This window comes from Nocardioides sp. NPDC059952 (assembly GCF_042730435.1).
GTDB lineage: Bacteria > Actinomycetota > Actinomycetes > Propionibacteriales > Nocardioidaceae > Nocardioides.
In genome coordinates this window covers 116,913-141,342 of sequence record NZ_JBHWLY010000006.1, presented here as the reverse complement: position 1 = coordinate 141,342, position 24,430 = coordinate 116,913, and the positions used below count along the sequence as shown (strand labels likewise).

Genomic DNA, 24,430 nt, shown 5'->3' with positions numbered 1-24,430 from the left:
CCTCCGGGGCGCGGCAGCCGCCTTTGTGCGTGGCCCGCAGTGTCCGGCCTACGGAACGCGTGTTCGCTCTCAGCGCACGGATCGCGTTGTGTTGTCGGGAACGCGTAGGCTGTCTGCGGGGTTGAATCTTGGTGACGCCCCAGAATTCTTAGGAGAGATGCGTACATGTTCGAGCGGTTCACTGACCGAGCCCGCCGGGTGGTCGTGCTGGCCCAGGAAGAGGCCCGCATGCTCTCCCATAACTACATCGGGACCGAGCACATCCTGCTCGGCCTGATCCACGAGGGCGAAGGCGTCGCTGCCAAGGCCCTCGAGTCCCTCGACATCTCGCTCGAGGCGGTGCGCAACCAGGTCGAGGAGATCATCGGCCAGGGCCAGCAGGCGCCGTCCGGGCACATCCCGTTCACGCCGCGTGCCAAGAAGGTGCTCGAGCTGTCCCTGCGCGAGGCGCTGCAGCTCGGCCACTCCTACATCGGCACCGAGCACATCCTGCTCGGCCTCATCCGTGAGGGCGAGGGCGTCGCCGCCCAGGTGCTGCAGAAGCTCGGCGCCGACCTCAACCGGGTCCGCCAGCAGGTCATCCAGCTGCTCTCGGGATTCCAGGGCAAGGAGGGCCAGGCCGGCACCTCCGGCGCCACCGCGTCGACCGGCACGACCTCGACCGAGGCGCCGTCCTCCAGCCTGGTGCTCGACCAGTTCGGCCGCAACCTGACCCAGGACGCCCGCGAGGGCAAGCTCGACCCGATCATCGGTCGCGAAGGCCAGATCGAGCGCGTGATGCAGGTGCTCTCGCGGCGTACGAAGAACAACCCGGTCCTGATCGGTGAGCCCGGCGTCGGCAAGACGTCGATCGTCGAGGGCCTGGCCCAGGACATCGTCAAGGGCAACGTTCCCGAGACGCTCAAGGACAAGCAGATCTACACGCTCGACCTGGGCGCGCTCGTGGCGGGTTCGCGTTACCGCGGTGACTTCGAGGAGCGCCTGAAGAAGGTGCTCAAGGAGATCAAGACCCGTGGCGACATCGTGCTGTTCATCGACGAGATCCACACGCTCGTCGGTGCCGGTGCGGCCGAGGGCGCGATCGACGCTGCCTCGATTCTGAAGCCGATGCTGGCTCGCGGTGAGCTGCAGACCATCGGAGCGACGACGCTGGACGAATACCGGAAATACCTCGAGAAGGACGCCGCTCTCGAGCGTCGTTTCCAGCCGATCCAGGTTCCGGAGCCGACGATCGCGGTCGCGATCGAGATGCTCAAGGGCATCCGCGACCGTTACGAGGCCCACCACCGGGTCACGATCACCGACGAGGCCCTGGTCGCTGCGGTCACCATGGCCGACCGCTACATCTCCGACCGGTTCCTGCCGGACAAGGCGATCGACCTGATCGACGAGGCCGGCTCGCGCCTGCGCATCCGCCGGATGACGGCCCCCGCCGACCTGCGGGAGTACGACGACAAGATCGCCGACGTGCGCCAGCGCAAGGAAGCCGCGATCGACGGCCAGGACTTCGAGGCGGCGGCCCGTCTGCGCGATGAGGAGAAGCAGCTCATCGCCAAGAAGGCCGAGCGCGAGAAGGCGTGGCGTGCCGGCGACATGGACGAGGTCGCCGAGGTGGATGAGGAGCTCATCGCCGAGGTCCTCGCCGTCGCGACCGGCATCCCGATCGTGCAGGTCAACGAGGAGGAGTCCGCGCGACTGCTGCGCATGGAGGACGAGCTCCACAAGCGGGTCATCGGCCAGGACGAGGCGGTCAAAGCTCTGTCCCGTGCCATCCGACGCACCCGTGCCGGCCTGAAGGACCCGAAGCGCCCCGGCGGTTCGTTCATCTTCGCCGGTCCGTCCGGTGTCGGTAAGACCTGGCTGTCCAAGACGCTCGCCGAGTTCCTCTTCGGCGACGAGGACGCGCTGATCCAGCTCGACATGTCGGAGTTCGGCGAGAAGCACACCGTCTCGCGGCTCTTCGGCTCGCCTCCGGGCTACGTCGGCTACGAGGAGGGTGGCCAGCTCACCGAGAAGGTGCGCCGCAAGCCGTTCTCCGTGGTCCTCTTCGACGAGGTCGAGAAGGCTCACCCGGACATCTTCAACTCGCTGCTGCAGATCCTGGAGGAAGGTCGCCTGACCGACTCCCAGGGCCGCGTGGTCGACTTCAAGAACACCGTCATCATCATGACCACCAACCTCGGCACGAGGGACATCGCGAAGTCGGTCAACCTGGGCTTCTCCCAGGCCAGCGACGTCGCGGGCAACTACGACCGGATGAAGGCCAAGGTCTCCGACGAGCTCAAGCAGCACTTCCGTCCGGAGTTCCTCAACCGTGTCGACGAGGTCATCGTGTTCCCGCCGCTGTCGCAGGAGCAGATCATCGCGATGGTCGACAACATGATCGCGGCCGTCGAGGTTCGCCTCAAGGACCGCGACATGGGCATCGAGCTCACCACGGCCGCGAAGAAGGTGCTCGCCGAGCGTGGATTCGACCCGGTCCTCGGCGCCCGTCCGCTGCGCCGCACGGTCCAGCGCGAGCTCGAGGACGTGCTCGCCGAGAAGATGCTCTACGGCGACATCGGCCCCGGCGAGATCGTGCTGGTCGACGTCGACGGTGAGGGCCCTGCCGCCCAGTTCACCTTCACCGGTCAGAAGCGCTCCGTCGTTCCGGACGTACCTCCGCTGGAAGGTGCGACCGTGTCCGATATCGAGCTCCCCGACCAGGACGAGCCGACGAACATCGAGAAGTCGAAGCCGGATTCCGAGTAGTCCGACAAAGCAACGCCCCGGCCGTAGTGGCCGGGGCGTTGCCTTTTCCGAGAAGGTCGAAATGGCGGCCGAGTAGTTAGTCGTGGCGGACGAAAGTAGAGTTTCGTCCGCCATTTCTGCGGTTTCGGCGGCGGGTTAGGGGAGCGCGAAGAAGTCTGGTTCCACCTCGGTGGCCAGGTTGTCTTTCAGGAGGCCTTCCAGGGCACGTTGCCGCTGGGTCTCGTCGGACCAGACGACGTCGAGACGGCTGCGGTGCACGGGGGAGTCGGCGTCGCGGAGAACAGCCATGAGGCGGCCGCGGCACTGGCGGTCGGTGCCGGCCCAGGTCTGGACCTTACGAGGAGGGCCGTCGTACGCCGGGTGGCCGGCGGCGCGCCAGGCGCACTGGTCCGCGACCGGGCAACGGGCGCAGGACGGGTTGGCCGCGGTGCAGACGAGGGCGCCGAGCTCCATGACCGCGACCGACCACGTCGCGGCGGTCGGCTCGTCCTGCGGGAGTATGCCGGCGGCGAGCTCGCGCTCGGCCTTGTTGACCGACTGTGCGGGGAACTCGACTCCGCTCAGTGTCCGGGCAAAGACGCGGCGTACGTTCGTGTCGAGGACCACGTGCCGCTTGCCGTAGGCGAAGGTGGCGATCGCCGCCGCGGTGTAGTCGCCGACGCCCGGGAGCGCGATCAGCTCGTCATACATCGCCGGCACCTCGCCGCCGTGGTGCTCGACGATCGCGGTGGCGGCCGCGTGCAGCCGTAGCGCCCGACGCGGGTAGCCGAGGCGGCCCCAGGCGCGTACGGCCTCGCCGGTCGGCTCGGCGGCCAGGTCGGCCGGGGTCGGCCAGCGTTCCATCCAGGCCTCGTGGACCGGGAGCACGCGGGAGACCGGGGTCTGCTGGAGCATGAACTCGCTGACCATCACCGACCACGGTGTCGCGGTCGCGGAGCGCCACGGGAGGTCGCGGGCATTGGCGTCGTACCAGTCCAGGACGGCGTCGTGGAGAACTGTCACACCCAGATTGTGCCGTGCGACAGGTATTGGCACGGAGTGGCACCCCGAAACCTGCGCACCGGATCATTACGGTGTCGCCTATGGCCCGCTCGAGAAGGACTGGAGGACGGCTACCGGCCTCGGTCTACTGGCGCCGGCGGCTGGCGGTGCTCAGCATCGTCCTGCTCCTGATCGTCGGGATCTCGCGGTTCTTCTTCAGTGGTTCCGACGGTGCGGATGACACCGCAACACCTGTGGCCGACGAACCCACGGCGACCGTGACGGTCACGCCGACGCCCAGCGCGAAGCCGTCGAAGGAAGCAGGCAACGCGGGCGGCAACCAGGGCGGCAACAAGCCCAAGAAGCCGAAGAGCAGCGCGCCGCCGGAGCCGACCGGCGAGTGCTCGCCCTCCGACATCATCGTCGAGCCGGCCGTCACCGACGCCTACTCCTACGACAACGTCACCATCCCGTTGCAGCTGCGCACCGTGAAGGCTTCTGCGTGCACCTGGAAGCTGTCCGCGGACGCGCTCCAGGTGCGGATCTCGCAGAAGGGCGGCGACCTGGTCTGGTCGACGGTCGACTGCGCCAAGGCCGTGCCGACCAGGGAGATCGTCGTACGCCGCGACGTCGTCACCACGCTGCCCCTGACCTGGAGCGGCCGACGTGTCGTCGCGGGCGAGTGCACCGGTCACGGCCCGTGGGTGAAGCCGAACTTCTTCGTGATCGTCGCCGCCGCCCTCGGTGGCGAACCGTCATCGGCCACCTTCGGCCTCTACAAGCCGGGCACCGCCCTGTCGCGTACGGAACCCGACTCCCCGGTCAACTAACAGCCGAGCCGTCACCCCCGTCGGCCGAGGCGTCACCCGCGTCGCCCGAGGCGTCGCCGGCTGCCAACTCGACCGTCCTAGCTGACGCCTCGACCGACGTAACTGACGCCTCGGCCGTCCTAGCTGACGCTTCGGCCGACGCGGGCGACGGTTCGGCAGGGGTCAGACGTAGCGCTCGAGGATGGTGGACTCGGCGAGGCGGGAGAGGCCTTCGCGCACGGAGCGGGCGCGGAGCTCACCGACGCCTTCGACGGCCTGGAGGTCGTCGACGCTGGCGGAGAGGAGCTTCTGGAGGGTGCCGAAGTGGTCGACGAGACGGTCGACGACGGCGGGTGGGAGGCGGGGGACCTTGGCGAGGAGGCGGTAGCCGCGCGGGGCCACGGCACCGTCCAACGCGTCCGAGGTGGTCAGCCCCAGGACCCGGGCGGTCGCGGCGGGATCGACGAGCTCGGCGGAGTTGAGCGCCTCGAGCTCGGCCAGCAGCTCCTCGGGCGAACGCGCGCGCCGGCCGCGGGGGAGGTAGTCGCGGATGACCATCTCGCGCTCAGCGTCGACGCCGGTGATGAGCTCCTCCAGCTGGAGGGACAGCAGCCGGCCGTCGGTGCCGAGCTCGAGCACGTAGTCCTCGATCTCGCGGGCGATGCGGGTGACCATCTCGAGGCGCTGGGCGACGACGGCCACGTCGCGCACGGTCACCAGATCCTCGATCTCGAGCGCCGACAGGGTGGAGGCCACCTCGTCGAGGCGCAGCTTGTAGCGCTCCAGGGTCGCCAGCGCCTGGTTGGCGCGGGAGAGGATCTGGCCGGAGTCCTCCAGGACGTGGCGGGTCTCCCCGACGTACGCAGCGATGATCTGCATCGACTGGGACACCGAGATCACCGGGCGCCCGGTCTGCTTCGCGACCCGGTCGGCGGTGCGGTGACGGGTGCCGGTCTCGGTCGAGGGGATGGTGTGGTCGGGCATCAGGTGGACGGCGGCCTGGACGATCCGGCTCAGCGAGTCGTCGACGATGATCGCCCCGTCCATCTTGGCGAGCTCACGCAGGCCGGTGGAGGTGAACGGGACGTCGAGCGTGAAGCCACCGGTCGCGATGCCGTCGACCATCTTGTCGTGGCCGAGCACGATCAGCGCGCCGGTGCGGCCGCGGAGAATCCGCTCGAGCCCGTCACGCAGCGGTGTTCCGGGCGCGATCAGAGCAAGCGTCTCGCGCAGTCGGATGGAGTCCGCGGTGCGGTCGGCGGGCACGGGATTCCTTTCGGAGTGGGATGGAGCGATTCTAGCCGTGGATCCAACCGTAACGCCGAGAACGTTCGGCCACGAGTCACCAAGCCGATCACACCAAGCGGAGGAATTCCAGCGCAGCACTGATGCTGTGCACCTCAAAGACACGCATCCCGTCGACTTCGCGCTCATTGGGGCGGTTGGGCACCGGCGCCCCTGGGTCGGCCGGAACGACGGCGACGGTGAACCCGAGCCGCGCCGCCTCGGAGAGTCGCTGGTCGAGATCTCGCACCCGACGCAGCTCGCCGGCGAGACCGATCTCGCCGAGCGCGACCACCCCGCGCGGCGTCGGTGTGCCGGTGTGGCTCGAGGCGACCGCGAGCGCCATCGCCAGGTCGGCGGCCGGGTCGCTGATCCGGGCCCCGCCGACGGTCGAGGCGAACACGTCGCGACCGGAGAGGCCGACCCTCGCGTGGCGTTGCAGCACGGCGAGGATCATCGCGAGCCGGGACCCGTCCAACCCCGAGGTCGTACGCTTCGCGCGCTCCTCCGCGCCCAGCACGGTCAGCGCCTGGATCTCGGCGAGCAGCGGCCGGCGACCCTCCATCGTCACGGTGACGCACGTGCCGGGGACCGAGACGTGATGGGTCTCCACGAAGAGTCCCGAGGGGTCGGTGACCGCCACGATGCCGTCCGAGGACAGGTCGAAGCAGCCCACCTCGTCCACGGGGCCGAAGCGGTTCTTCATCGCCCGCACCATCCGGAACCGCGAGTCGCGCGCGCCCTCGAAGTGGAGAACCACGTCGACCAGGTGCTCCAGCACCCGCGGCCCGGCGATCGCCCCGTCCTTGGTCACGTGGCCGACCACGACGGTCGTGATGTTGCGGGTCTTGGCCACCCGGATCAGCGCCGCCGCCACCTCGCGCACCTGGGTCACCCCACCGGGAACGCCTTCGACACCCGACGCGCCGATGGTCTGCACGGAGTCGACCACGATCAGGTCGGGCCGGGTCTCCTCGATGTGGGTGAGCACGGCGCCGAGATCCGTCTCGGCGGCCAGGTAGAGCTCGTCCTGGATCGCGTTGGTCCGATCGGCGCGGAGGCGCACCTGCGAGGCCGACTCCTCGCCGGTCACGTACAGCGCCCGGCGCCCGTAGCGAGCCGTCTGCGCCGCCACCTCCAGCAGCAGCGTCGACTTCCCGACGCCCGGCTCGCCGGCCAGCAGGATCGCCGCTCCCGGCACCAGCCCGCCGCCGAGGACCCGGTCGAGCTCCGGCACTCCCGACGTACGCCGCTCCGACTCGGTCACCGACACGGTCCCGATCGGCACCGCCGCGGTCGAAACGGGGGCCGCCTGCGTACGTCCGATCGGAGCGGCCGCCTCGGCGACCGAACCCCACGCCTGGCACTCGCCGCAGCGGCCGACCCACTTCCCGGTCTCCCACCCGCACTCCGAGCAGCGGTAGGTGGCGCGTTTGGACGAGCGTGCGGTAGCCATGGCCAGCAACTTAGACCACGGCACCGACATCCGAGCCTGCGTCCCCGCGAGGCACGAGCGGGGGCGCAACGGGAGGAGGTCGAGCGAGCGCAGCCGGGTGAGCGAAGCGAACCCGCGAAGCGGGTCGAGACCTGAGTTGGTTTCGAGGATCGTCCCGAACGAAGCAGGCTGAGACCGATATAGGGGCGAAAGCGTCCCAAGAGCCCGGCCTTCGTTACCATGTCTTGGAACGATCCAGAGTTCCACGTCGGCATCAAGGGAGGCAGAGCGTGGCGGTGCCGCGTTCCGGCGGTCATATATCGGCCGCTCCGCCGACCCTGGCGGACGTCGCCGAGCTGGCCGGCGTGTCCCGCCAGACGGTCTCCAACGCGGTCAACAACCCCGATCTGCTGCGCGCCGACACCCTGGCCAGGGTGCAGGATGCGATCGACAAGCTGGGCTATCAGCCCAACCGCGCCGCCCGGAGCCTCCGGACCAGAGCGAGCCACCTGATCGGCCTGCGGATGCCCGCCCTCCAGGAGGGCACCGCCAACGCGATGATGGACCGGTTCGTGCACACCTTCGTCGAGGCCGCGGCCGAGACCGGCTACCACGTACTCCTCTTCTACGGCGACCCCGCCGACCCGCTCGACGGCTACGACGAGCTGCTCCGGTCGACCGCGGTCGACGCGTTCGTCGTCACCGACACCCACCTCGGCGGCCAGCAGACGACCTGGCTGCAGTCGCGGCGCGCGCGGTTCGTCTCCTTCGGGCGTCCGTGGACCCAGCCCGACGCCAAGCATCCCTGGGTCGACGTCGACCTCGCCTACGGCGCCGAGATCGCCACCGAGCACCTGATCGAGCGCGGCCACTCGAAGATCGCCTGGATCGGCTGGCACAAGGACTCGCTGCTCGGTGAGGAGCGAAGAAGCGGCTGGATCCACGCGATGCACACCCACGGCCTCTCGACCACCGGCCTGGCCTCGCGCACCGAGGACTCGATCAGCTCCGGCAAGGCCGCCGCCGACGCGATCCTCGACGAGACCGAGCCCACCGCGCTCGTCTGCGCCTCCGACACGCTCGCGATGGGCGTGCTCCACGCCCTGTTCGAGAGAAGGCTCCGCCTCGGCGAGGACATCGCGGTCGTCGGCTTCGACGACTCCCAGGTCGCGCAGACGGTTCCGCCGGGCATCACGTCCGTACGTCCTCCGCTGGAGGAGGCCGCGCGCGAGCTGGTCAAGGCGCTCGAGGAGCTGCTCGCCACCCCGTCCTACGCCGCGCCCGGCGTGATGCTGAAACCCGTCCTGACGGTGCGAGGGTCTTCATAGAAGTGCCGATCCGCGCGACGATGGCCTCATGGGAACTGAGGACACGAACGACATCGTCGTCATCGGTGCTGGTCTCGCGGCAGTCAGCGCCATCGAAGCCCTTCGCGACGAGGGGTACGCCGGCCGCCTGACCCTGGTGGGGAGGGAGCCGGAGCTGCCCTACGAGCGACCGCAGCTCTCCAAGGACTTCCTCTCCGGCGCCAAGGAGTTCAAGCTCTCCCACGACGAGGCGTGGTTCGCCGAGAAGGACGTCACCGTCTTGACCGGCACCACCGCGACCGCCCTGAACCTGGACCGCGGCACCGTCACGCTCGACAACGGTGACGACCTGCCGTTCGGCCAGGTGCTCCTGGCCACCGGAGCCGACCCGAAGACGCCGCCGATCCCCGGCATCGAGAACGCGAGGACCCTCCGCACCGTCGAGGACGCTCGCCGCCTCAAGGACGCGATCGATCCCGGCACCAGGGTCGTCACGGTCGGTGGCGGCTGGATCGGGCTCGAGGTCGCCGCGTCGGTGACCGGGCTCGGTGGGAAGGCGGTCGTGCTCGAGGCGGCGGCGCAGCCGCTGCTCAACGTGCTCGGTCCGGTCCTCGCCGAGCACGTCGCCGACCTCCACGTCCGTCACGGCGTCGAGGTCCGCACCGGGACGACCGTCGAGTCGATCGAGCCGGGAGCCGTACGCACCAGCGAAGGCGAGGTCCCCGCCGACATCGTCCTGGTCGCCGTCGGTGCGGCACCGGCCACGGGGCTGGCCGCCGACGCCGGCCTCGAGGTCGGCGACGGCATCGTGGTCGACGAGCGGCTGCGTACGTCTGATCCTCGGGTCTTCGCGGCAGGCGACGTCGCGCTCGCGAAGCACACCGTGCTCGGGCCGCTGCGGGTCGAGCACTGGGACAACGCGATCAAGCAGGGCCGGCTGGCGGCCCGGTCGATGCTGGGCAAGGATGGCGCCTACGACTGGCAGCCCTACTTCTTCACCGACCAGTTCGAGTTCTCGATGGAGTACGTCGGCCGCTCCGCGCCCGAGGACGAGGTGGTCCTCCGCGGCAACGTCGACGGCGATGAGTTCATCGCCTACTGGCGAGACGGCGAGACGGTCACCGCCGGGATGAACGTCGGTATCTGGGACGTCAACGACAAGCTCCGCGAGCTGGTCGGGACCGATGCCGATCCCGACCAGCTCACCGAGTCACCCTGAGAGGGTCAGAAGCACTGCGAGGCGCTGTGGAAGACGCTCGACTGGATGCCGAGGTGGATGTGGTCGCTGTGGTCGGGGTAGCCCGGCCCGAGCACCTGCGGGAACGACTGGCGTGAGGCACGCCCGATGCCGCACATGGTCGTCGCGCTGCTGCCGGGCACCAGGTCCATGGCCCGGCCGTAGAGGTGGTTGCTGTTGGAGGCGCCGCCGACGGCGTCGTTGCATGCCCTCGAGCGGTAGGCCGAGGTCACCCGCAGCGGGTTGTCGCCGAGCCGGTGCCGGATCGCCTCGGCCCGCCACATCGCCTGCATGAGGTTGGCCTTGACCTGGGCGACCGTCACCCCGGAGATCGGCGTCGGCCAGCCGCCGTAGCAGACGTCGTCGACCTCGCTCCAGGCGAAGTGGACCGGGGTGCAGTCGTCGTCTTGGAGCGCGTAGATCTTGTTGAACGTGTTCGTTCCCGCGACCCCGTCGGCCGAGAGGCCGTAGGCGGCCTGGAAGTTGTGGACCGCGGTCGTCGTCGCCGGACCGTAGGACCCGTCGATGGAGAAGATCGTGCCGGAGGCCGCCCATCCGGCGACGCGGATCTGCAGCTGGGTGACCGCGTTGCCCGTGGACCCCTGCTGCAGGGTGCCGCTCCAGGTGTAGCAGGCGTCGGCGTGGGCGGGGGCGGCCGTGGAGGTGATGGCGACCAGGCTGGTCGCCAACGTGACGAGGAGAGAACCGATGACCGTGCCGAGGCGACGCCCGGGACGTGGTGTGAGGCGCATCTGTGGAGCTCCTTATCTTTCCGAGAGGTCCGAGAGGACCCGAGTCGCTCCCTAGAGTGGCCTTCTTTGACGTCGTGTACTTGGATTTCGCGTGAATGTAATCACCAGGGAATGAGGCCGGCGTCCTCGAAGTAGCCGCCGGTCGGGCCGTCGTCGGGCAGGGTCGCGAGGCTGATCGCGATCCGGGCGCCCTCCTCGGGAGTGCGTACGCCGCGGAATCCGTTGAGGTCGGTGGCCACGAACCCGGGGCAGCCGAGGTTGATCAGGATGTTCGTGTCACGCAGCTCCTTGGCGTACTGGATCGTGACGGCGTTGAGGTAGGTCTTCGTCGGGCTGTACGCCCCCGAGATCGGCCCCACGGCCAGCGGGTCGTCGGTCGCCGTCTGCCGGGCGAGGGAGCCGACGCCGCTGGACATGTTGACGATCCGCGGCGCCGCTGACCGCCGAAGCAGGGGCAGCATCGCGTTGATGACCCGGACCACGCCGAAGACGTTGGTCTCGACGGCGGCCCGCATCTGATCGATCGAGACCTCGGTCGGGTTCTGCGGCATGCCGCCGGTGATGCCGGCGTTGTTGACGAGTACGTCCAGGCCGCCGTGCACCTCCTCGATCAGGTGGGCTGCGGCCGCGACGCCGGCGTCGTCGGTGACGTCCAACGGCACCCCGAAGGCGTCGACGCCGTTGGCCCGCAGCTTCTCCACCGCGGCCTCCCGGCGGCCGTCGTCGCGGGCACCGACACCGACCTTCCAGCCGCGTGCACCGAGGCCCGCGGCGATCTCGTAGCCGATTCCCTTGTTGGCGCCGGTGACCAGCGCGATCGTGTTCTCACTCATGTCTCCAGCCTGGTCAGGGACCGCAGAACACTCCAATATCACCTCGGTGGCCACCTATACCGCTGAGGTATGTTCCCAGGTCGGAGCTAGGGTTGGGGCCATGGAGACCCGGGAGCTTCGCTACTTCGTCGCGGTCGCCGAGGAGCTGCACTTCAGCCGTGCGGCCGCTCGCCTCGGGATCGCCCAGCCGCCGCTGTCCCGCGCGATCAGCCAGCTCGAGCGACGCCTGGGCGGGCCGCTGCTGGAGCGCAACAGCCGCGGCGTCTCGCTGACCGACGCCGGCCGGGTGCTCCTGGCCGAGGCCCGCGCCGCCCTCGACGCGGTCGATGCCGCCGAGCGCCGCACCCGCCGCGCCACGGGCAGCGGCGACGACCCCGGCCTGGTCCTCGTCTCGAAGGCAGGTGCCGCGACCGAGCTGCTGACCAAGCTGCTGGACGCGTACGCCGCAGAGCCCGGCTCGGTGAAGGTCGAGGTCACCCTCTGCGGCATCGGAGAGCAGGGGCCGCATCTGCGCGACGGCCGTGCCGACGTAGCTCTCCTGCACCGGCCCTTCGACTCGACCGACGGGCTCGACAGCGAGGACCTGCTCACCGAGGGACAGGTCGCGGTGCTGCCCTCCGGTCACCCGTGGGCGACCCGTTCACACCTGCGGCTGGCCGACCTCGACGACATCCCCGACGTCCCGCCGATGCGCTGGCCGTCGGGCGGTGGCAAGGCCGGCGGTGCCGGTCCGGAGGTCCGCGACTCGACGCAGCTCTACCAGCTGATCGCGCTCGGCCGGGCGTACGCGGTCCTGCCGGAGTCCGCGCGCGCCGAGCAGCATCACGGCATCGCCACCGTCCCGGTCCTGGGCGCGCCCGAGGTCACCACGGTCATCGCCTGGCCGCAGCACAGCCGCTCGCTCGCGCTGGCCACGCTGGTCCAGGTCGCGACAAGGCTCTAGCTCTGCTGATCAGAAGCGCTTCCACCAGAGGTTCACCGCGTAGTCGACATACGTCCCCCGGTGTTCCTCCAGGATCGTGGCGGCCGTGGCGGCGTCGAACTCGATGCGTACGACCGCCTCCAGGTCAGCGCGCGAGCTGAACGACCAGTCCATCTCGACGGGAACCCGCGTCCAGCCGTGCATCGACCAGAACCGCTCCTGCTCCTCCGGCGGTGGGACCTTCGGGTAGCCGCGGCGGAACCACGCGCCGAAGCTCGACCGGGAGCCGTCGTTGTCGATCACCATCGCCACGCCGCCGCGGCGCATCACCCGGTCGAGCTCGCCGAGCCCCGGCTCGGAGCCCGGGCCGAAGAAGTAGGCCCAGCGGGCGTGCATCACGTCGACGGAGGCCGGCGGCAGCGGGAGCTGTTGCGCGATCCCGTTGTGGACGGTGACGTTCGGGCGTCGCTTCGTACGCCGCCGGGCCAACGTCACGAGATCCGGATGGGGCTCGACGCCGGTGACCGTGCGGGCGGTCTCGGCGAACTTCGGCAGGTAGAACCCGGTCCCGCAGCCCAGGTCGAGCACGTCGCGCCCCGCCCACGGCGCGGTCTCGGCCATGGCGGCCCAGAGCCGACCGTGCGGGTCGAGGGCGCGGTTCTCGATCTCGTACGTCGCGGTGTGGTTCCAGATGTTGGGGGACGGAATCGCTCCCGTCGCCCCCGGCAGGTCGAGCCTGGTCAGATCCGGACCTCGCCGCGCGGCGTCACGAACTTGGCGGCCAGCAGGCCGGGGGTGCCGTGCTCGGCGACCCAGTCGATGTGGACGTTCTCGGCGGGCTTGCCGGTCCACGGGTCGACCCGCTCCTTCAGCTCATCGCCGAGGTAGTCCTTGACCCGCTCGGGGTCGCCGGAGATCTCCAGGTCGGTGAGGGTGATGTCGGAGCCGGCGTTGCCGGGGTGGAGGTCGGGGGTCTCCCACTTGATGAAGTAGGGGAGCTGCGGGTCGGCGATCAGGCCGTTGATGCCGATCTGCTGCCAGTGGAGCTCGCGGCCGTCGGGGAGGTGACGGTTGCCGGGAACCGCCTTGCGGCCGAGCCGCTCCTCGATCGGGGTCATGTCGTCGACGCCGATCACGAAGCCGATCCAGCCGCCACCGAGGGCGGAGCGGGCCTTGACGGCCTGCCCGAACGGGGCCTTGTCGCTGGCCGGGTGCTCGAGTGCCTCGACGACCTCGAGGTAGAGGCCGCCACGCATCGGAAGGATGTAGTTGCGGGTGCCGAAGCGGGGGTGGACGCCGCCGTCGACGAACTCCTGGCCGAGCAGCTCACCGAGCTGCTTGGCGGTCTGTACCAAGCCATCGGGTCCTGCAGCGTACGAAACATGGTCCAGGCGCATGTAACGATTCTGAACTCTCGCTGAGAGAGAGACCAATCCAGGGTCACTATCTCTTGATGTCGAGATACAGCCAGGGGTTCAGTCTCGCTCAGCGAGGGCTGGCGGGATGGAGGGCCAGCGCTGACCTCGACCGGACGTGCGCCTCGCAGTGGCGGACGAGCTCGGCGTACGCTGCCTTGCCCATCAGCTCGGTCAGCTCGGCCTGGTTGGTGAGGTAGACGGGCTCGACGGCGACGTGGGCCTCGGTGTTGCCGGAGCAGTACCAGTCCAGGTCGTGGCCGCCCGGGCCCCAGCCGCGCCGGTCGTACTCGGTGATCGTCACCTCGGTGTAGGTCGTCCCGTCGGTGAGCTCGACGTCGCGGAACGTACGTCGGATCGGCAGCTGCCAGCACACGTCCGGCTTCGTCTCGAAGTGCTCCCGGCCTTCCTTCGCGGCCAGGATGTGGAGCGCACACCCTGAACCGCCGGAGAAGTCCGGCCGGTTGGCCAGCACGCAGGACTCCTGCCCACGAAACTCCGTTACGCGGGTCTTCCGCTCGCCGTCCTCGTCGAGCTCGACCCAGTCGTCGGTCCCCACGTTGCGCCCCGGGTGCTGCTCCCAGATCTCGGGGGTCAGCTCGGCGACGAACTTCGCCGTCCGGGCCTCGTCCTCCTCGTCGGCGAAGTGTGCCCCCAACGTGCAGCACCCCACGTCCGGGGAGCTCTTGAACATCCCCGGGCAGCCGTTGCCGAAGATGCAGGAGTAGGCCGACGTCAACCAGGTCAGGTCACATCGCATCCGCTCGTCAGGGTCGTCAGGATTGACGAACTCCACCCACGCACGCGGGAAATCCAGGGGTACCTCGGGCACCGGACAAGCCTACGTCGCGAGGCGTGGCCGGCCCGCATGACTGTGTCTTCGGGGATGCGACGCACGGGGGTACGTCAAATGCACCTCAAATGTACGTCGCCGGGTACATTTGAGGTGCATTTGACGTACATCTGTCTTTCGGGAGGCACGAATGGATATCGAGGAGATCCTGCGCACGCTCAGGTTCGCCGGAGGCGACACGGCTGCCATCGAGGTCAAGTCTGCTGCCGGCGGCTACCCATCGACGACGTTGGAGTCCCTTGGGGCCCTTGCCAACACGCCGGGAGGCGGCGCGATCGTGTTCGGCCTCGACGAGCGACGCGGGTTCGCACCCACGGGCGTCTACGACGTTCAGAAGCTCAAGCAGCGACTCGGAAACGAGGCCCAGGACTTCACCCCCCACGTACGTATCTCGATCTCCGATGCCGTGGTCGACTCCAAGCCCGTCGTCATCGCAGAGGTCGGGGAGTGTGATGCTGCCTTCAAGCCCTGCACTCACGTGACGGGCAAGGCATGGGTGCGCAGCTATGACGGCGATTTCCAGCTCTCGGACCTCGAGCGACAGGGATTCCTGAGCAACCGCGCCGCCCCGCACTTCGACATCGCCCCGGTCCCGGGTACGTCGGTCTCTGATCTCGAGGCGTCTGCTGTGGCTGCTTGGAGCGAGACAGTGAGGCGGGAAGACCCGGGCGGATTGGGTCGGTTCGATGACGAGGCCCTGCTCAGGCATGGTGGAGTCGTCACCGGCGCCGGCGAGCTGACGGTGGCGGGTTTGATGATGCTCGGCGAGTATCCCCAGACCTGGTTCTCTCGACTCGTGGTGCACGTCGCTCGGGTTGAGCCCGATGGCTCGTTCCGAAATGCGAAGTCTCTGAGTGGCTCGATCCCACGCATGCTCGCTTCCGCAGTGGACTGGGTAGCGCAGAATGTCGACTACGCCATGGTCTCCGGGCCGGATGGTCATCTCAGGGACGTACCTGCGTTCCCGGTTTCGGTGATACGCGAGTTGGTCGGTAATGCGCTCGTCCACAGAGATCTGGCGCCCTGGTCGGAGGGAATCGCGATCCACCTGCGCATCTACCGAGATCGCCTGGTGATCACCAACCCCGGTGGTCTCTACGGACTCACGGTTGAACGGCTTGGTCGCGAGGCGATCAGCCGATCCAGGAACGCGAAGCTGGTTGCTCTCGGCGTCAACGTCTCCGCGCCTGGCGGTGTCCGAGTCGTCGAGTCCTTGGCGTCAGGTCTTATCCGAGTCAACGCCGAGCTCGATGATCAGGGTCTTCCCCGTCCAACTTTTGTCGACACCGGAATTCAGTTCACCGCCATCGTGAAGGCGACGAGGCACAGGGATCCACGCCCACCCACGACGATGGTCGAACTGATCGGCGCAAAACAGCAGCAAGTCCTGGCAGCTTTGATCGAGGGCGGTCAGGTCGGAGTGGCTGACCTCGTTGAGCGCACCGGTCTGTCTCCGACGGTGGTGCGTCGCGCCCTCACCGCCTTGCGCGAGAAGAGGATGGCGACTGTGGTGTCGGGTGGACGAGGGCGTGAGACCACGTACGAGGCAACGTAGGGGGCTTGGTGAGCCGAGTTGTAGCGCTCGTGGGCGGATGTCGACCAGGTGAGGTGGGGAGAGGTCGCAGCGTTCAAGGTCAGCAAAGCGGATCTGGCGTCTGCCGGGCTCACGTTCGACGTCGTGGACTTCGACGGCCTAGAGGTAGAGATCGCTGCCTTTCAGATTGAATCAGGTGAAGTCGCGATGATTGGCAGCGGTCACAACTCGCCCGACCTCCTCAGCCTCGCCGTCGCGGCCGATGCCGAGGCGGCTCCAGAGGAGTTCATGGTCGCTCTTGGCGTTGAATTCGAGTGGTCGGAGTGGCAGCCGCTGCGCTGAACCCGGTGCGCGTCAGAGATCCAGGCTTGGGTGCCGGGACAGCGCACGTGGCCAGGCCGCGGGTTCATCAGGCCGTCCACGGACGCAGCTTCTCGGGGTTGCGTACGGCCCAGATGCGGGTGATGCGGCCGTCGGCGACGTCGAAGGCGTAGACCGAGACGGTGGCGCCGTCGACCTGGCCGATCAGGCCGGGCTGGCCGTTGACCTCGCACTCCCGCAGCGTCACCGCCGGGGCGCGGGCGGCGATCTCCATCCAGGCGCCGGCGATCTGCTCGGCGCCGCTGATCGGCTCGAGGAAGGCCAGGGCGAGTCCGCCGCCGTCGGCGGTCGCGATCGCCTGCGGGTCGAGCAGGCCGACGAGGGCCTCGATGTCGTGGGCCTCCCACGCCTGCTTGAAGCTCCGGACGAGATCCTCCCGCTCGGCGCTGGAGTGGTCGCGCGAGGTGTCGATGCGGCGGCGGGCGTGGGAGGCGAGCTGGCGGCAGGCGGCCGGGGTACGTCCGACGACGTCGGCGATCTCGGCGAAGGTGTAGCGGAAGACGTCGTGCAGGACGAAGGAGACCCGCTCGGCGGGGGTCATCGAGTCGAGCACCACCAGGAACGCCATGCTGACCGACTCGTCGAGGGTGACCCGGTCGGCGGGATCGGCCGGAGCGGAGCCGTCGAGCCAGCCGCCGGGCACCGGCTCCGGGATCCAGTCGCCGACGTAGTGCTCACGCCGGGCGCGCGCCGAGCCGAGCAGATCGAGACAGATCCGGCTGGCGACCGTCGTCATCCAGGCGCCGGGGTTCCTGACCGCGTCCCGTTGCCGGTCGGAGAGGGCGTACCAGCGGGTGTAGGTCTCCTGCGTCACGTCCTCGGCCTCGGCGAGCGAGCCGAGCAGCCGGTAGGCGAGGTTGATCAGCTGGCGGCGCTCGCTGATCACCTCGGAGAGGTGCGGGTCGGTCATGGCGGCTCCTTCGGTCTGCATGTCTACAACCGATCCGACGAAACAGCGACCCGATCTGTGAGACCGCCTGACAAACCGATCTGACATTCCGTACGCCTGCTTCGTCGGAGGGGCAACAGACCAACGACAGCAAGGAGTCCGGAAGATGACCAGCATCGGCATCATCCTCGGCAGCACCCGTCCCAATCGCAACGGCCCGCAGGTCGCCCGCTGGGTCCACGACCTCGCGTCGCGCCGCGACGACGCGGCGTTCGAGCTCATCGATCTGCGCGATCACCCGCTCCCGCACCTGGACGAGCCTGTGCCGCCGATGTTCGGGCCGTCGGCGAACCAGCACACCCGCGACTGGGCCGAGCGGATCGCGCCGTTCGACGGGTTCGTGATCGTGACCCCGGAGTACAACGGCGGCATGCCGGGGGTCCTGAAGAACGCCATCGACCACGCCTGCGCGGAGTGGACGAACAAGGCGGTCGGGTTCGTCTCCTACGGGGTCAGCGGCGGTGCTCGCGCGGTCGCCCAGCTGCGTACGGTCTGCGGGACGCTCGGCATGGCCGACGTGAGCCGCCCGGTGGAGCTCTCGCTGTTCACCGACTTCGAGAACCACACCACCTTCGTGCCCGGCGACCGGCACGCCGTTGCGCTGACCGCCACGCTGGACCAGGTCGTCTCGTGGAGCACCGCGCTCGCGCCGCTGCGCGACGGCACCCTCGTCGGGGCCGAGGCAGGTCGATCATGAGTGCCCACGAGGAGGCCGCGATCCGGCAGCAGATCGGGAAGGTGATCGAGGGACTGCGCGCCAAGGACCTCGACGCCCTCCGGGAGCCGTACGCCCCCGACGTCGTCTCCTTCGACGTCGAGCCGCCGCTCCAGCACGTCGGGATCGAGGCGAAGCTCGCGAACTGGGCCAGGGTCTTCGAGGTCTTCGAGAAGGTGGGCTACGAGCTCCGGGACCTGACCCTCATCATCGGTGCGGACGTGGCGTTCGGGTACGCCTTCGGCCGGCTCAGCGGGACCATGAAGAACGGCGTCGCGACGACCGGGATGTGGGTCCGGGTCACCTACGGGCTGCGGAAGATCGACGGCATCTGGGTGATCGTCCACGACCAGGTCTCGGTGCCGTTCGACATCCTCAGCGGCCACGGGGTGACCGACCTCGAACCGTGACGGAGACGACGTTTCGGGGATTCCGGACGGGCGGGGCGGGCGGCGTATTCTTGTAGGTGCGGAGCGACTGCTTCGTTTTCATCGTGTATCACCTCGCGCTGGCCCCGCCGGCGGACCAAGGCGGCACTGAGCCGCGGTTCGCAGCGGGAGGTTCGAAAGAGATGTCAGAGCAGCGCGAGCAGAGTCTGGTGCGCGCCGTCGGAGGGACCTACTTCCCGCTCGCGCTGGTCGCGCGGATGCCGTACGCGATGATGGTCGTCGGCGTGCTGACGCTGGTCGTCGCGGGCCGCGGCTCGCTGGCGCTCGGGGGTCTGAACTCGGCGATGGTCGGGATCGGCGCCGCGACGTGCGGCCCGCTTCTCGGTGCCGCCGTCGACCGGTTCGGCCAGCGCCGCGTGCTGCTGGTGATCAGCGTCGCCAGCAGCGCGGCGCTGGGCGCGATGGCCTGGGTGGTCTACAGCCCGCTGCCGGACGCGGCCGTGCTGGCGGTGGCGTTCCTGGTCGGTGCGACCGCGCCGCAGATCGCGCCGCTGTCGCGGTCCCGACTGGTGGCGATCATCTCGGCGTGCGTCGCGCCGGCACGCCGCGTCCGGGTGCTCGACTCGACGATGGCCTACGAGTCGGCGGCCGACGAGATCGTCTTCATCGTCGGGCCGGTCGTCGCGGGCGTCCTCGCCGTCACGATCGACCCGTGGGCCCCGGTCGTCGCCGCCGCGGCACTCACCCTGGTCTTCGTCTCGGCCTTCGCGCTCCACCCGAGCGCTGCGGCTGCGCAGGCCGCTGCCGGACGTACGCCGGCTGCCGGCTCCGTGCGTGAGCTCGCCCGTCCGGGTGTGGTCGTCATCGTGGTCGGCATCCTCGGCGTCGGCCTCTTCTTCGGCTCGATGCTCACCTCGCTGACCGCGTTCATGGGCGACCACGGGCGCCCCGAGGAGGCGGGCCTGGTCTACGCCGCGATGGGCGTCGGATCGGCCGCGCTGGCACTGGGCGTCGCCCTCTTCCCGGCGCGCTTCACCTCGGCCGCGCGCTGGCTGGTCTTCGGCGGGGTCATGCTCGCCGGCGCCCTCGCGCTGCCGGGAGTGTCCTCGGTGACCGGGATGGTGCTCGCGCTGCTCGTCGTCGGCCTCGGGATCGGGCCGACCCTGGTCACCCAGTACGGCCTCGGCGCCCGTCGCAGCCCGGTCGGCCGGTCCGCCACCGTGATGACCATGCTCGGCTCCGCGGTGATCCTCGGCCAGTCGCTGGCCTCCGCGATCACCGGGAACGTCGCCGAACGCTGGGGCACCGAGGCCGCACTCGTCCTGCCCGCCGTCGCCGCGCTCGTCGTCGTGATCGCCGGGGCTGTCAACGCCCGGATCGGCGAGCCCACCGCGCCCGCCGCAGCCCCGGCTGCCGAGCGTGCTGTGGCCACCGCCGACCACTGAACGGTGACGGGCGACCCGAGCCTGAGGCGGCGCCCGGCCACTGGTCCCAAGGCGACGCAGAGATCGGGACGATGATCGACCACGGTGATCTCGAGGGGGCCGCCCCCTCGACGGAGTGCCAGCGCGATCGCTGGTAGTGCCTCGTCCGTGCACAGGAGTTCCGCGTGGGGGACGGCGAGCCACTAAAGTCGAACCTATGCGTTTGGGCGTTCTCGACATCGGATCGAACACGGGACACCTGCTCGTGGTCGACGCCCACGGCGGGGCGGCCCCGCTGCCGGCGTACTCGTTCAAACAGCCGTTGCGGCTGGCCGAGCACCTCGACGAGGCCGGAGATGTGACCGAGGCCGGGATCGAGGCGCTGACCGCGTTCACCCGCGAATCGGTGTCGGTCGGGGAGGAGAAGGGCGTCTCGGAGATGTTGGCGTTCGCCACCTCGGCGGTGCGCGATGCCGGCAACTCGCAGCAGGTGCTCGACCGCGTACATGCCGAGACCGGGGTCGAGATCGAGGTCCTGCCCGGCGACGACGAGGCACGGCTGACCTTTCTGGCCGTACGCCGCTGGTTCGGCTGGTCCGCCGGTCGGCTCGCGGTGTTCGACATCGGCGGCGGGTCGCTGGAGATCGCGGCGGGACTGGACGAGCAGCCGTACGTCGCCTGGTCGCTGCCGCTGGGAGCCGGCCGGCTCGCCCGCAGCTACTTCGGTGACCGGCCCGCGGAGGAGGAGCTGCGCGAGCTGCGCCGGATGATCCGGGCCTCGATCGCCGAGGACGCGGGCAAGATCCTGCGCGGTGGCCACCCGGACATGGCGGTGGCGACCTCGAAGACGTTCCGCTCGCTGGCGCGCATCTGTGGTGCCGCCCCGAGCGGTGAGGGGCTGCGCGTGCGCCGTCAGCTGCAGCTGGCCGAGCTGCAGCGCTGGATCCCGAAGCTGCTGGAGATGTCGCTCGAGGAGCTCTCCGAGCTGCCCGGGGTCAGCCCGTCACGGGCCCATCAGATCGTGCCCGGTGCGCTGGTCGCCGAGGCGTGCCTCGACATCTTCGACCTGCCTGCGTTCGAGATCTGCCCGTGGGCGCTGCGTGAGGGCCTGATCCTCGACCGTCTCGACCACCTGTCCTTCATCGGCAGCTCCGATGTTGGAAGGTCCGACTAGGAGGCCCCGCGATGATCTCGCTGTCGACATCCTCTACCTTTCCCGAGTCGACCGCTCACGCCTTCGCGTACGCCGCGGAGGTGGGCTACGACGGCGTCGAGATCATGGTCGGCATCGACGCGCTGTCGCAGCAGACCCATGCGGTCAAGCAGCTCGCCGAGCACTACGGCCTACCGGTCGTCGCGATCCACGCGCCGACGCTGCTGTTCACCCAGCAGGTCTGGGGCTTCGAGCCCTGGGGGAAGCTCGAGCGGTCCGCCGAGATGGCGGCCGAGGTCGGTGCGGGAGTGGTGGTCGTACATCCGCCGTTCCGCTGGCAGCGCGAGTACGCGGCCGGGTTCGTGGACGGGATCGCCAGGCTGGAGCGCTCGACCGGGTTGCGGTTCGCCGTGGAGAACATGTATCCGTGGCGGGCGGCCAAGCGCTCGACGCCGATGTACCTACCCCACTGGGACCCCTCGACCGAGGAGTACGCCAACACCACCATCGATCTCTCCCATGCCGCGATCGCCGGCGACGACGTGATCGAGATGGCGAAGCGTCTCGGCCCGCGGCTGCGGCACATCCACCTCACCGACGGCACCGGCTCGGCCAAGGACGAGCACCTCGTCCCCGGCCGCGGCCACATGGGCGCCGACCGCTTCCTGCGCCATCTCGCCGCCTCCGGCTTCGACGGCGAGATCGTGCTGGAGATCAGCACCCGCCGCGCCCACTCCCGCGAGGAGCGCGTCGCCGACCTCCGCGAGTCGCTCGAGTTCGCGCGCAAGCACTTCCAGCCCTGAGCCCGCCCCGACGGTGAGCTTCAGTCGTGGGCGGCGAGCCAGGACCAGGTGAGCGAGGTCAGGGCGAGGGCGAGGACGGCGGTGGCGACGCCCCACCAGCCGACGACGTACGCGTAGCCGAGCAGCCAGCCGAAGAGGCTCGAGCCGCCGTAGTAGAAGAGGTTGTAGAGGGCGCTGGCCTGGGCCTTGCCGACCCGGGCGCGGGCGCCGACCCAGCCGCTGGCTACGCCGTGGGCACCGAAGAAGCCGGTGGTGAGGACGACGAGGCCGGTCAGGACCATCGCGAGGTTGTCGGGGAAGGTCATCACGACGCCGACGATCGTGATGACGACGCAGGTCAGCATGATCTTTCGCCGACCGTGGGTGGCGGCTAGCCGGCCCGCGACCGATGAGGAGACGGTGCCGCCGAGGTAGGCGAAGAAGATCTGGCTCGAGATCGCCACCGGCAGCCCGAAGGGCTCGCGTTCGAGGCGGAACCCCAGATAGTTGTACGTCGCCACGAACCCGCCCATCAGCAGCGCTGCCTGGCCGTAGAGGACGAGCATGCCCGGGTCGCGGAGGTTGGCCAGCACTCCCTCGCGTACCGATGTGGTCGGCCTGCCGACCGGTCGGACCCAGCCCTGCGCGCGTGGGATCAGGGTGATCGCGATGATCGCGGCGATCGCCGAGAGGACGCCGCCGGCGGTGACCCCCAGGCGCCAGCCGCCGAGGTCGGCGAACGGGCCGGTGATGACGCGGCCGAGGAGGCCGCCGACGGTGGTGCCGGAGATGTAGATGGCCGCGGCGAGGCTGACGTGGCGTACGTGGATCTCCTCGGCCAGATAGGCGACCGCGAGGGCGGGTACGCCGCCGAGCGCGAGACCTTCGAGGCTGCGCAGGACGAGGAGCGTGCTGAAGCCGGGGGCGAGCGGGGTGAGCAGGCCGAGGACGAGGGAGATCGAGAGCGCGATCTTCATCGCCGGCGCCCGGCCGATGCGGTCGGCGACCCATGACCAGCCGAGGACGCTGACCGCGAGGCCGAGGGTCGCGGTGGAGACGGTGAGCGCGGCGGAGGCCTCGTTGACCTCGAGCGCGTGCGCGACGGTGGGGAGGATGCCCTGGGTGGAGTACATCTGCCCGAACGTGGCGATCCCGGCGGCGAAGAGGCCGATCAGGATCCGGCGATAGCCGCTGCTGCCGGCATCGTGCCCGACCCATGGGCGGGTCAGGGAGGCATCGACGGACATCGTTCTCACGGTAAAGCAGGTGTTGTGGGTGGGTGAAGCCACGGCGTACGTGAGATATCTCTACTCTGGGGGCGATGTCCGCGCCGACGGATCGGTTGTCCGATCGCCTCTCGACGCGCCTCGTCGGCGTCGACGTGGCGCGGTGCCTGGCGTTGCTGGGGATGATGGCGACGCATGTGCTCGACCCGGTCGACGCGTCCGGGGAGCTGACCAGGATCCAGGCCGTCGCCGGGGGCCGGTCCGCGGCGCTCTTCGCGGTGCTCGCCGGGGTCAGCCTGGCGCTGATGACCGGACGTCAGACGCCGGTGCGGGGGCAGGTGCTCGCGTCACGGTCGCTGGGGCTGGTCGCGCGGGCCGTGCTGATCGCCGCCCTCGGGCTGGTGCTCGGGTCGCTCGGCACCAACATCGCGATCATCCTGACCTACTACGGGATGCTGTTCCTGCTCGCCATCCCGTTCCTCGGGCTGCGGGCGCGGTGGTTGTGGCTTCTCGGTGTGGTCTGGATCGTCGTCGGGCCGCTGTTGTCGCAGGTCATCCGGCCGTTGCTGCCGCCGCGGCAGTTCGCCAGCCCGGAGCCGTCCCAGCTGCTGGAGCCGGGCCGGCTGCTCGCCGAGCTGCTCTTCACCGGCTACTACCCGGCCGTACCGTGGCTGGCCTACGTGCTGATCGGGATGGCCATCGGCCGGCTCGACCTGCGCAACCGGCTCGTGGTCTCGATGCTCTGGACGGGCGGCGTCATCATCTCCGTCTCGGCCACCTGGCTGTCGGGACAGCTGACCCGGTTGCCGTCGGTGGCCGAGGTGCTGCTGCGGAGCTATCCCGGGACGGACATCGACGGGGCGCTGACCGCGATGAGCCAGGGTCTCTACGGGCAGACGCCGGTCGACGGCGGCTGGCAATGGCTGCTGGTCGTGGCGCCCCACTCGACCACGCCGTTCGACCTGGCGCAGACCATCGGCAGCTCGATGTTCGTCATCGGGGCGTGCCAGATGATCGCGCTGCGGCTGCCGGACCGATGGCTCGCCGGGATGGCGGTGCTGTTCGGTGCTGGCACGATGACCCTCACCCTCTACACGCTGCACGTGGTGATGAAGACCGATGCCGTCTGGCCGCGGGAGACGCCCGACACGTACGTCTTCCACGTGCTGGTCGTGATGACGATCGGCGCGCTCGTCACCGCGTGGGGTCGTACCGGACCGCTCGAATGGCTCGTCGGCCGCCCTGCCGCGTGGCTGCGCCGGACGGAGCCTCGCCCCGAGCTGTCGTCGTCGGGTTAG

Annotated in this window: 23 protein-coding genes; 13 read left to right on the top strand and 10 right to left on the bottom strand. The window is 69.4% G+C overall.

Features of this window, described 5'->3' with window-relative positions; translation table 11 throughout:
- Positions 1-165 precede the first annotated feature (165 nt).
- Positions 166-2,751, top strand: coding sequence for an ATP-dependent Clp protease ATP-binding subunit (locus ACFV9G_RS04825; RefSeq protein WP_378725365.1), 2,586 nt, complete (start codon positions 166-168; stop codon positions 2,749-2,751).
- A gap of 135 nt (positions 2,752-2,886) precedes the next feature.
- Here the strand turns inward: ACFV9G_RS04825 and ACFV9G_RS04820 are convergent, their stop codons facing one another.
- The gene (locus ACFV9G_RS04820) at positions 2,887-3,759 is read right to left on the bottom strand and encodes an A/G-specific adenine glycosylase (protein ID WP_378725373.1); all 873 of its coding nucleotides are present in this window, start codon (positions 3,757-3,759) and stop codon (positions 2,887-2,889) included.
- 74 nt (positions 3,760-3,833) lie between these two features.
- Here ACFV9G_RS04820 and ACFV9G_RS04815 point away from each other — a divergent pair, with 74 nt between their 5' ends.
- A complete protein-coding gene (locus ACFV9G_RS04815) occupies positions 3,834-4,562 on the top strand; it encodes a hypothetical protein (RefSeq protein ID WP_378725364.1) in 729 nt (242 codons plus the stop codon).
- A 162-nt stretch (positions 4,563-4,724) separates the two neighbouring features.
- Here ACFV9G_RS04815 and disA read toward each other — a convergent pair whose 3' ends face one another.
- Complete coding sequence (disA, locus tag ACFV9G_RS04810; protein WP_357336241.1) at positions 4,725-5,807, bottom strand: DNA integrity scanning diadenylate cyclase DisA; 1,083 nt, start codon at positions 5,805-5,807, stop codon at positions 4,725-4,727.
- An 88-nt stretch (positions 5,808-5,895) separates the two neighbouring features.
- Entirely contained in the window at positions 5,896-7,281 is a 1,386-nt protein-coding gene (gene radA / locus ACFV9G_RS04805) for a DNA repair protein RadA (protein ID WP_378725362.1), read from the bottom strand.
- A gap of 269 nt (positions 7,282-7,550) precedes the next feature.
- On the opposite strand from radA, the gene ACFV9G_RS04800 reads away from it, so the two are divergent.
- Positions 7,551-8,588: a LacI family DNA-binding transcriptional regulator gene (locus tag ACFV9G_RS04800; protein ID WP_378725360.1), complete on the top strand. Its 1,038-nt coding sequence runs from the start codon at positions 7,551-7,553 to the stop codon at positions 8,586-8,588.
- Positions 8,589-8,616: 28 nt separating this feature from the next.
- Positions 8,617-9,786: an NAD(P)/FAD-dependent oxidoreductase gene (locus ACFV9G_RS04795; protein ID WP_378725358.1), complete on the top strand. Its 1,170-nt coding sequence runs from the start codon at positions 8,617-8,619 to the stop codon at positions 9,784-9,786.
- Between the two features lie 5 nt (positions 9,787-9,791).
- On the opposite strand, the gene ACFV9G_RS04790 is transcribed toward ACFV9G_RS04795, so the two are convergent.
- Together ACFV9G_RS04790 and ACFV9G_RS04785 are read right to left on the bottom strand one after the other, a co-directional pair.
- On the bottom strand, positions 9,792-10,556 hold the full coding sequence (locus tag ACFV9G_RS04790; protein ID WP_378725357.1) for a D-Ala-D-Ala carboxypeptidase family metallohydrolase: 765 nt from the start codon (positions 10,554-10,556) through the stop codon (positions 9,792-9,794).
- Between the two features lie 101 nt (positions 10,557-10,657).
- Positions 10,658-11,389, bottom strand: coding sequence for an SDR family oxidoreductase (locus tag ACFV9G_RS04785; protein WP_378725355.1), 732 nt, complete (start codon positions 11,387-11,389; stop codon positions 10,658-10,660).
- A gap of 100 nt (positions 11,390-11,489) precedes the next feature.
- Here ACFV9G_RS04785 and ACFV9G_RS04780 point away from each other — a divergent pair, with 100 nt between their 5' ends.
- Positions 11,490-12,332, top strand: coding sequence for a LysR family transcriptional regulator (locus ACFV9G_RS04780; RefSeq protein WP_378725353.1), 843 nt, complete (start codon positions 11,490-11,492; stop codon positions 12,330-12,332).
- A gap of 9 nt (positions 12,333-12,341) precedes the next feature.
- Here the strand turns inward: ACFV9G_RS04780 and ACFV9G_RS04775 are convergent, their stop codons facing one another.
- From ACFV9G_RS04775 to ACFV9G_RS04765, 3 genes are all read right to left on the bottom strand, one after another.
- Complete coding sequence (locus tag ACFV9G_RS04775) at positions 12,342-12,932, bottom strand: class I SAM-dependent methyltransferase (protein WP_378725352.1); 591 nt, start codon at positions 12,930-12,932, stop codon at positions 12,342-12,344.
- A gap of 119 nt (positions 12,933-13,051) precedes the next feature.
- Positions 13,052-13,708 (bottom strand): VOC family protein, encoded by a 657-nt coding sequence (locus ACFV9G_RS04770; protein WP_091045019.1) that lies wholly within the window; start codon positions 13,706-13,708, stop codon positions 13,052-13,054.
- Between the two features lie 88 nt (positions 13,709-13,796).
- Positions 13,797-14,558 carry a hypothetical protein gene (locus tag ACFV9G_RS04765; protein WP_378725350.1) on the bottom strand — a complete coding sequence of 254 codons (762 nt, stop codon included), beginning with the start codon at positions 14,556-14,558 and terminating at the stop codon, positions 13,797-13,799.
- A gap of 151 nt (positions 14,559-14,709) precedes the next feature.
- Here ACFV9G_RS04765 and ACFV9G_RS04760 point away from each other — a divergent pair, with 151 nt between their 5' ends.
- Positions 14,710-16,134: an ATP-binding protein gene (locus ACFV9G_RS04760; protein ID WP_378725348.1), complete on the top strand. Its 1,425-nt coding sequence runs from the start codon at positions 14,710-14,712 to the stop codon at positions 16,132-16,134.
- A gap of 123 nt (positions 16,135-16,257) precedes the next feature.
- On the top strand, positions 16,258-16,455 hold the full coding sequence (locus ACFV9G_RS04755; RefSeq protein WP_378725346.1) for a hypothetical protein: 198 nt from the start codon (positions 16,258-16,260) through the stop codon (positions 16,453-16,455).
- 67 nt (positions 16,456-16,522) lie between these two features.
- Here the strand turns inward: ACFV9G_RS04755 and sigJ are convergent, their stop codons facing one another.
- The gene (gene sigJ / locus ACFV9G_RS04750) at positions 16,523-17,404 is read right to left on the bottom strand and encodes an RNA polymerase sigma factor SigJ (protein WP_378725345.1); all 882 of its coding nucleotides are present in this window, start codon (positions 17,402-17,404) and stop codon (positions 16,523-16,525) included.
- Positions 17,405-17,549: 145 nt separating this feature from the next.
- Between sigJ and ACFV9G_RS04745 the strand changes: the two genes are divergently transcribed.
- The 5 genes from ACFV9G_RS04745 to ACFV9G_RS04725 all read left to right on the top strand — a co-directional run bounded on the left by ACFV9G_RS04745 (position 17,550) and on the right by ACFV9G_RS04725 (position 21,927).
- Positions 17,550-18,140 carry an NADPH-dependent FMN reductase gene (locus tag ACFV9G_RS04745; protein ID WP_378725344.1) on the top strand — a complete coding sequence of 197 codons (591 nt, stop codon included), beginning with the start codon at positions 17,550-17,552 and terminating at the stop codon, positions 18,138-18,140.
- Entirely contained in the window at positions 18,137-18,568 is a 432-nt protein-coding gene (locus ACFV9G_RS04740; protein WP_378725342.1) for a YybH family protein, read from the top strand. Before ACFV9G_RS04745 ends, ACFV9G_RS04740 begins: the two co-directional genes overlap by 4 nt.
- A gap of 161 nt (positions 18,569-18,729) precedes the next feature.
- Positions 18,730-19,992, top strand: coding sequence for an MFS transporter (locus ACFV9G_RS04735; protein WP_378725340.1), 1,263 nt, complete (start codon positions 18,730-18,732; stop codon positions 19,990-19,992).
- A 196-nt stretch (positions 19,993-20,188) separates the two neighbouring features.
- Positions 20,189-21,145, top strand: a complete 957-nt coding sequence (locus ACFV9G_RS04730) for a Ppx/GppA family phosphatase (protein WP_378725338.1) — start codon at positions 20,189-20,191, stop codon at positions 21,143-21,145.
- Positions 21,146-21,156: 11 nt separating this feature from the next.
- A complete protein-coding gene (locus ACFV9G_RS04725; RefSeq protein ID WP_378725336.1) occupies positions 21,157-21,927 on the top strand; it encodes a sugar phosphate isomerase/epimerase family protein in 771 nt (256 codons plus the stop codon).
- A 20-nt stretch (positions 21,928-21,947) separates the two neighbouring features.
- On the opposite strand, the gene ACFV9G_RS04720 is transcribed toward ACFV9G_RS04725, so the two are convergent.
- Positions 21,948-23,153 (bottom strand): MFS transporter, encoded by a 1,206-nt coding sequence (locus tag ACFV9G_RS04720; RefSeq protein ID WP_378725334.1) that lies wholly within the window; start codon positions 23,151-23,153, stop codon positions 21,948-21,950.
- A gap of 74 nt (positions 23,154-23,227) precedes the next feature.
- Here ACFV9G_RS04720 and ACFV9G_RS04715 point away from each other — a divergent pair, with 74 nt between their 5' ends.
- The gene (locus ACFV9G_RS04715; RefSeq protein WP_378725332.1) at positions 23,228-24,430 is read left to right on the top strand and encodes a heparan-alpha-glucosaminide N-acetyltransferase domain-containing protein; all 1,203 of its coding nucleotides are present in this window, start codon (positions 23,228-23,230) and stop codon (positions 24,428-24,430) included.

Bases quoted from the DNA above. Each gene is read 5' to 3' on its own strand.
- ACFV9G_RS04790 (WP_378725357.1), bottom strand. From the start codon at position 10,556: ATGCGCCTCACACCACGTCCCGGGCGTCGCCTCGGCACGGTCATCGGT.
- ACFV9G_RS04770 (WP_091045019.1), bottom strand. From the start codon at position 13,708: ATGCGCCTGGACCATGTTTCGTACGCTGCAGGACCCGATGGCTTGGTA.
- radA (WP_378725362.1), bottom strand. From the start codon at position 7,281: ATGGCTACCGCACGCTCGTCCAAACGCGCCACCTACCGCTGCTCGGAG.
- ACFV9G_RS04785 (WP_378725355.1), bottom strand. From the start codon at position 11,389: ATGAGTGAGAACACGATCGCGCTGGTCACCGGCGCCAACAAGGGAATC.
- ACFV9G_RS04825 (WP_378725365.1), top strand. From the start codon at position 166: ATGTTCGAGCGGTTCACTGACCGAGCCCGCCGGGTGGTCGTGCTGGCC.
- ACFV9G_RS04795 (WP_378725358.1), top strand. From the start codon at position 8,617: ATGGGAACTGAGGACACGAACGACATCGTCGTCATCGGTGCTGGTCTC.
- sigJ (WP_378725345.1), bottom strand. From the start codon at position 17,404: ATGACCGACCCGCACCTCTCCGAGGTGATCAGCGAGCGCCGCCAGCTG.
- ACFV9G_RS04760 (WP_378725348.1), top strand. From the start codon at position 14,710: ATGGATATCGAGGAGATCCTGCGCACGCTCAGGTTCGCCGGAGGCGAC.
- ACFV9G_RS04725 (WP_378725336.1), top strand. From the start codon at position 21,157: ATGATCTCGCTGTCGACATCCTCTACCTTTCCCGAGTCGACCGCTCAC.
- ACFV9G_RS04745 (WP_378725344.1), top strand. From the start codon at position 17,550: ATGACCAGCATCGGCATCATCCTCGGCAGCACCCGTCCCAATCGCAAC.
- ACFV9G_RS04815 (WP_378725364.1), top strand. From the start codon at position 3,834: ATGGCCCGCTCGAGAAGGACTGGAGGACGGCTACCGGCCTCGGTCTAC.
- ACFV9G_RS04720 (WP_378725334.1), bottom strand. From the start codon at position 23,153: ATGTCCGTCGATGCCTCCCTGACCCGCCCATGGGTCGGGCACGATGCC.
- ACFV9G_RS04740 (WP_378725342.1), top strand. From the start codon at position 18,137: ATGAGTGCCCACGAGGAGGCCGCGATCCGGCAGCAGATCGGGAAGGTG.
- ACFV9G_RS04735 (WP_378725340.1), top strand. From the start codon at position 18,730: ATGTCAGAGCAGCGCGAGCAGAGTCTGGTGCGCGCCGTCGGAGGGACC.
- ACFV9G_RS04780 (WP_378725353.1), top strand. From the start codon at position 11,490: ATGGAGACCCGGGAGCTTCGCTACTTCGTCGCGGTCGCCGAGGAGCTG.
- ACFV9G_RS04775 (WP_378725352.1), bottom strand. From the start codon at position 12,932: ATGGCCGAGACCGCGCCGTGGGCGGGGCGCGACGTGCTCGACCTGGGC.
- ACFV9G_RS04730 (WP_378725338.1), top strand. From the start codon at position 20,189: ATGCGTTTGGGCGTTCTCGACATCGGATCGAACACGGGACACCTGCTC.
- ACFV9G_RS04715 (WP_378725332.1), top strand. From the start codon at position 23,228: ATGTCCGCGCCGACGGATCGGTTGTCCGATCGCCTCTCGACGCGCCTC.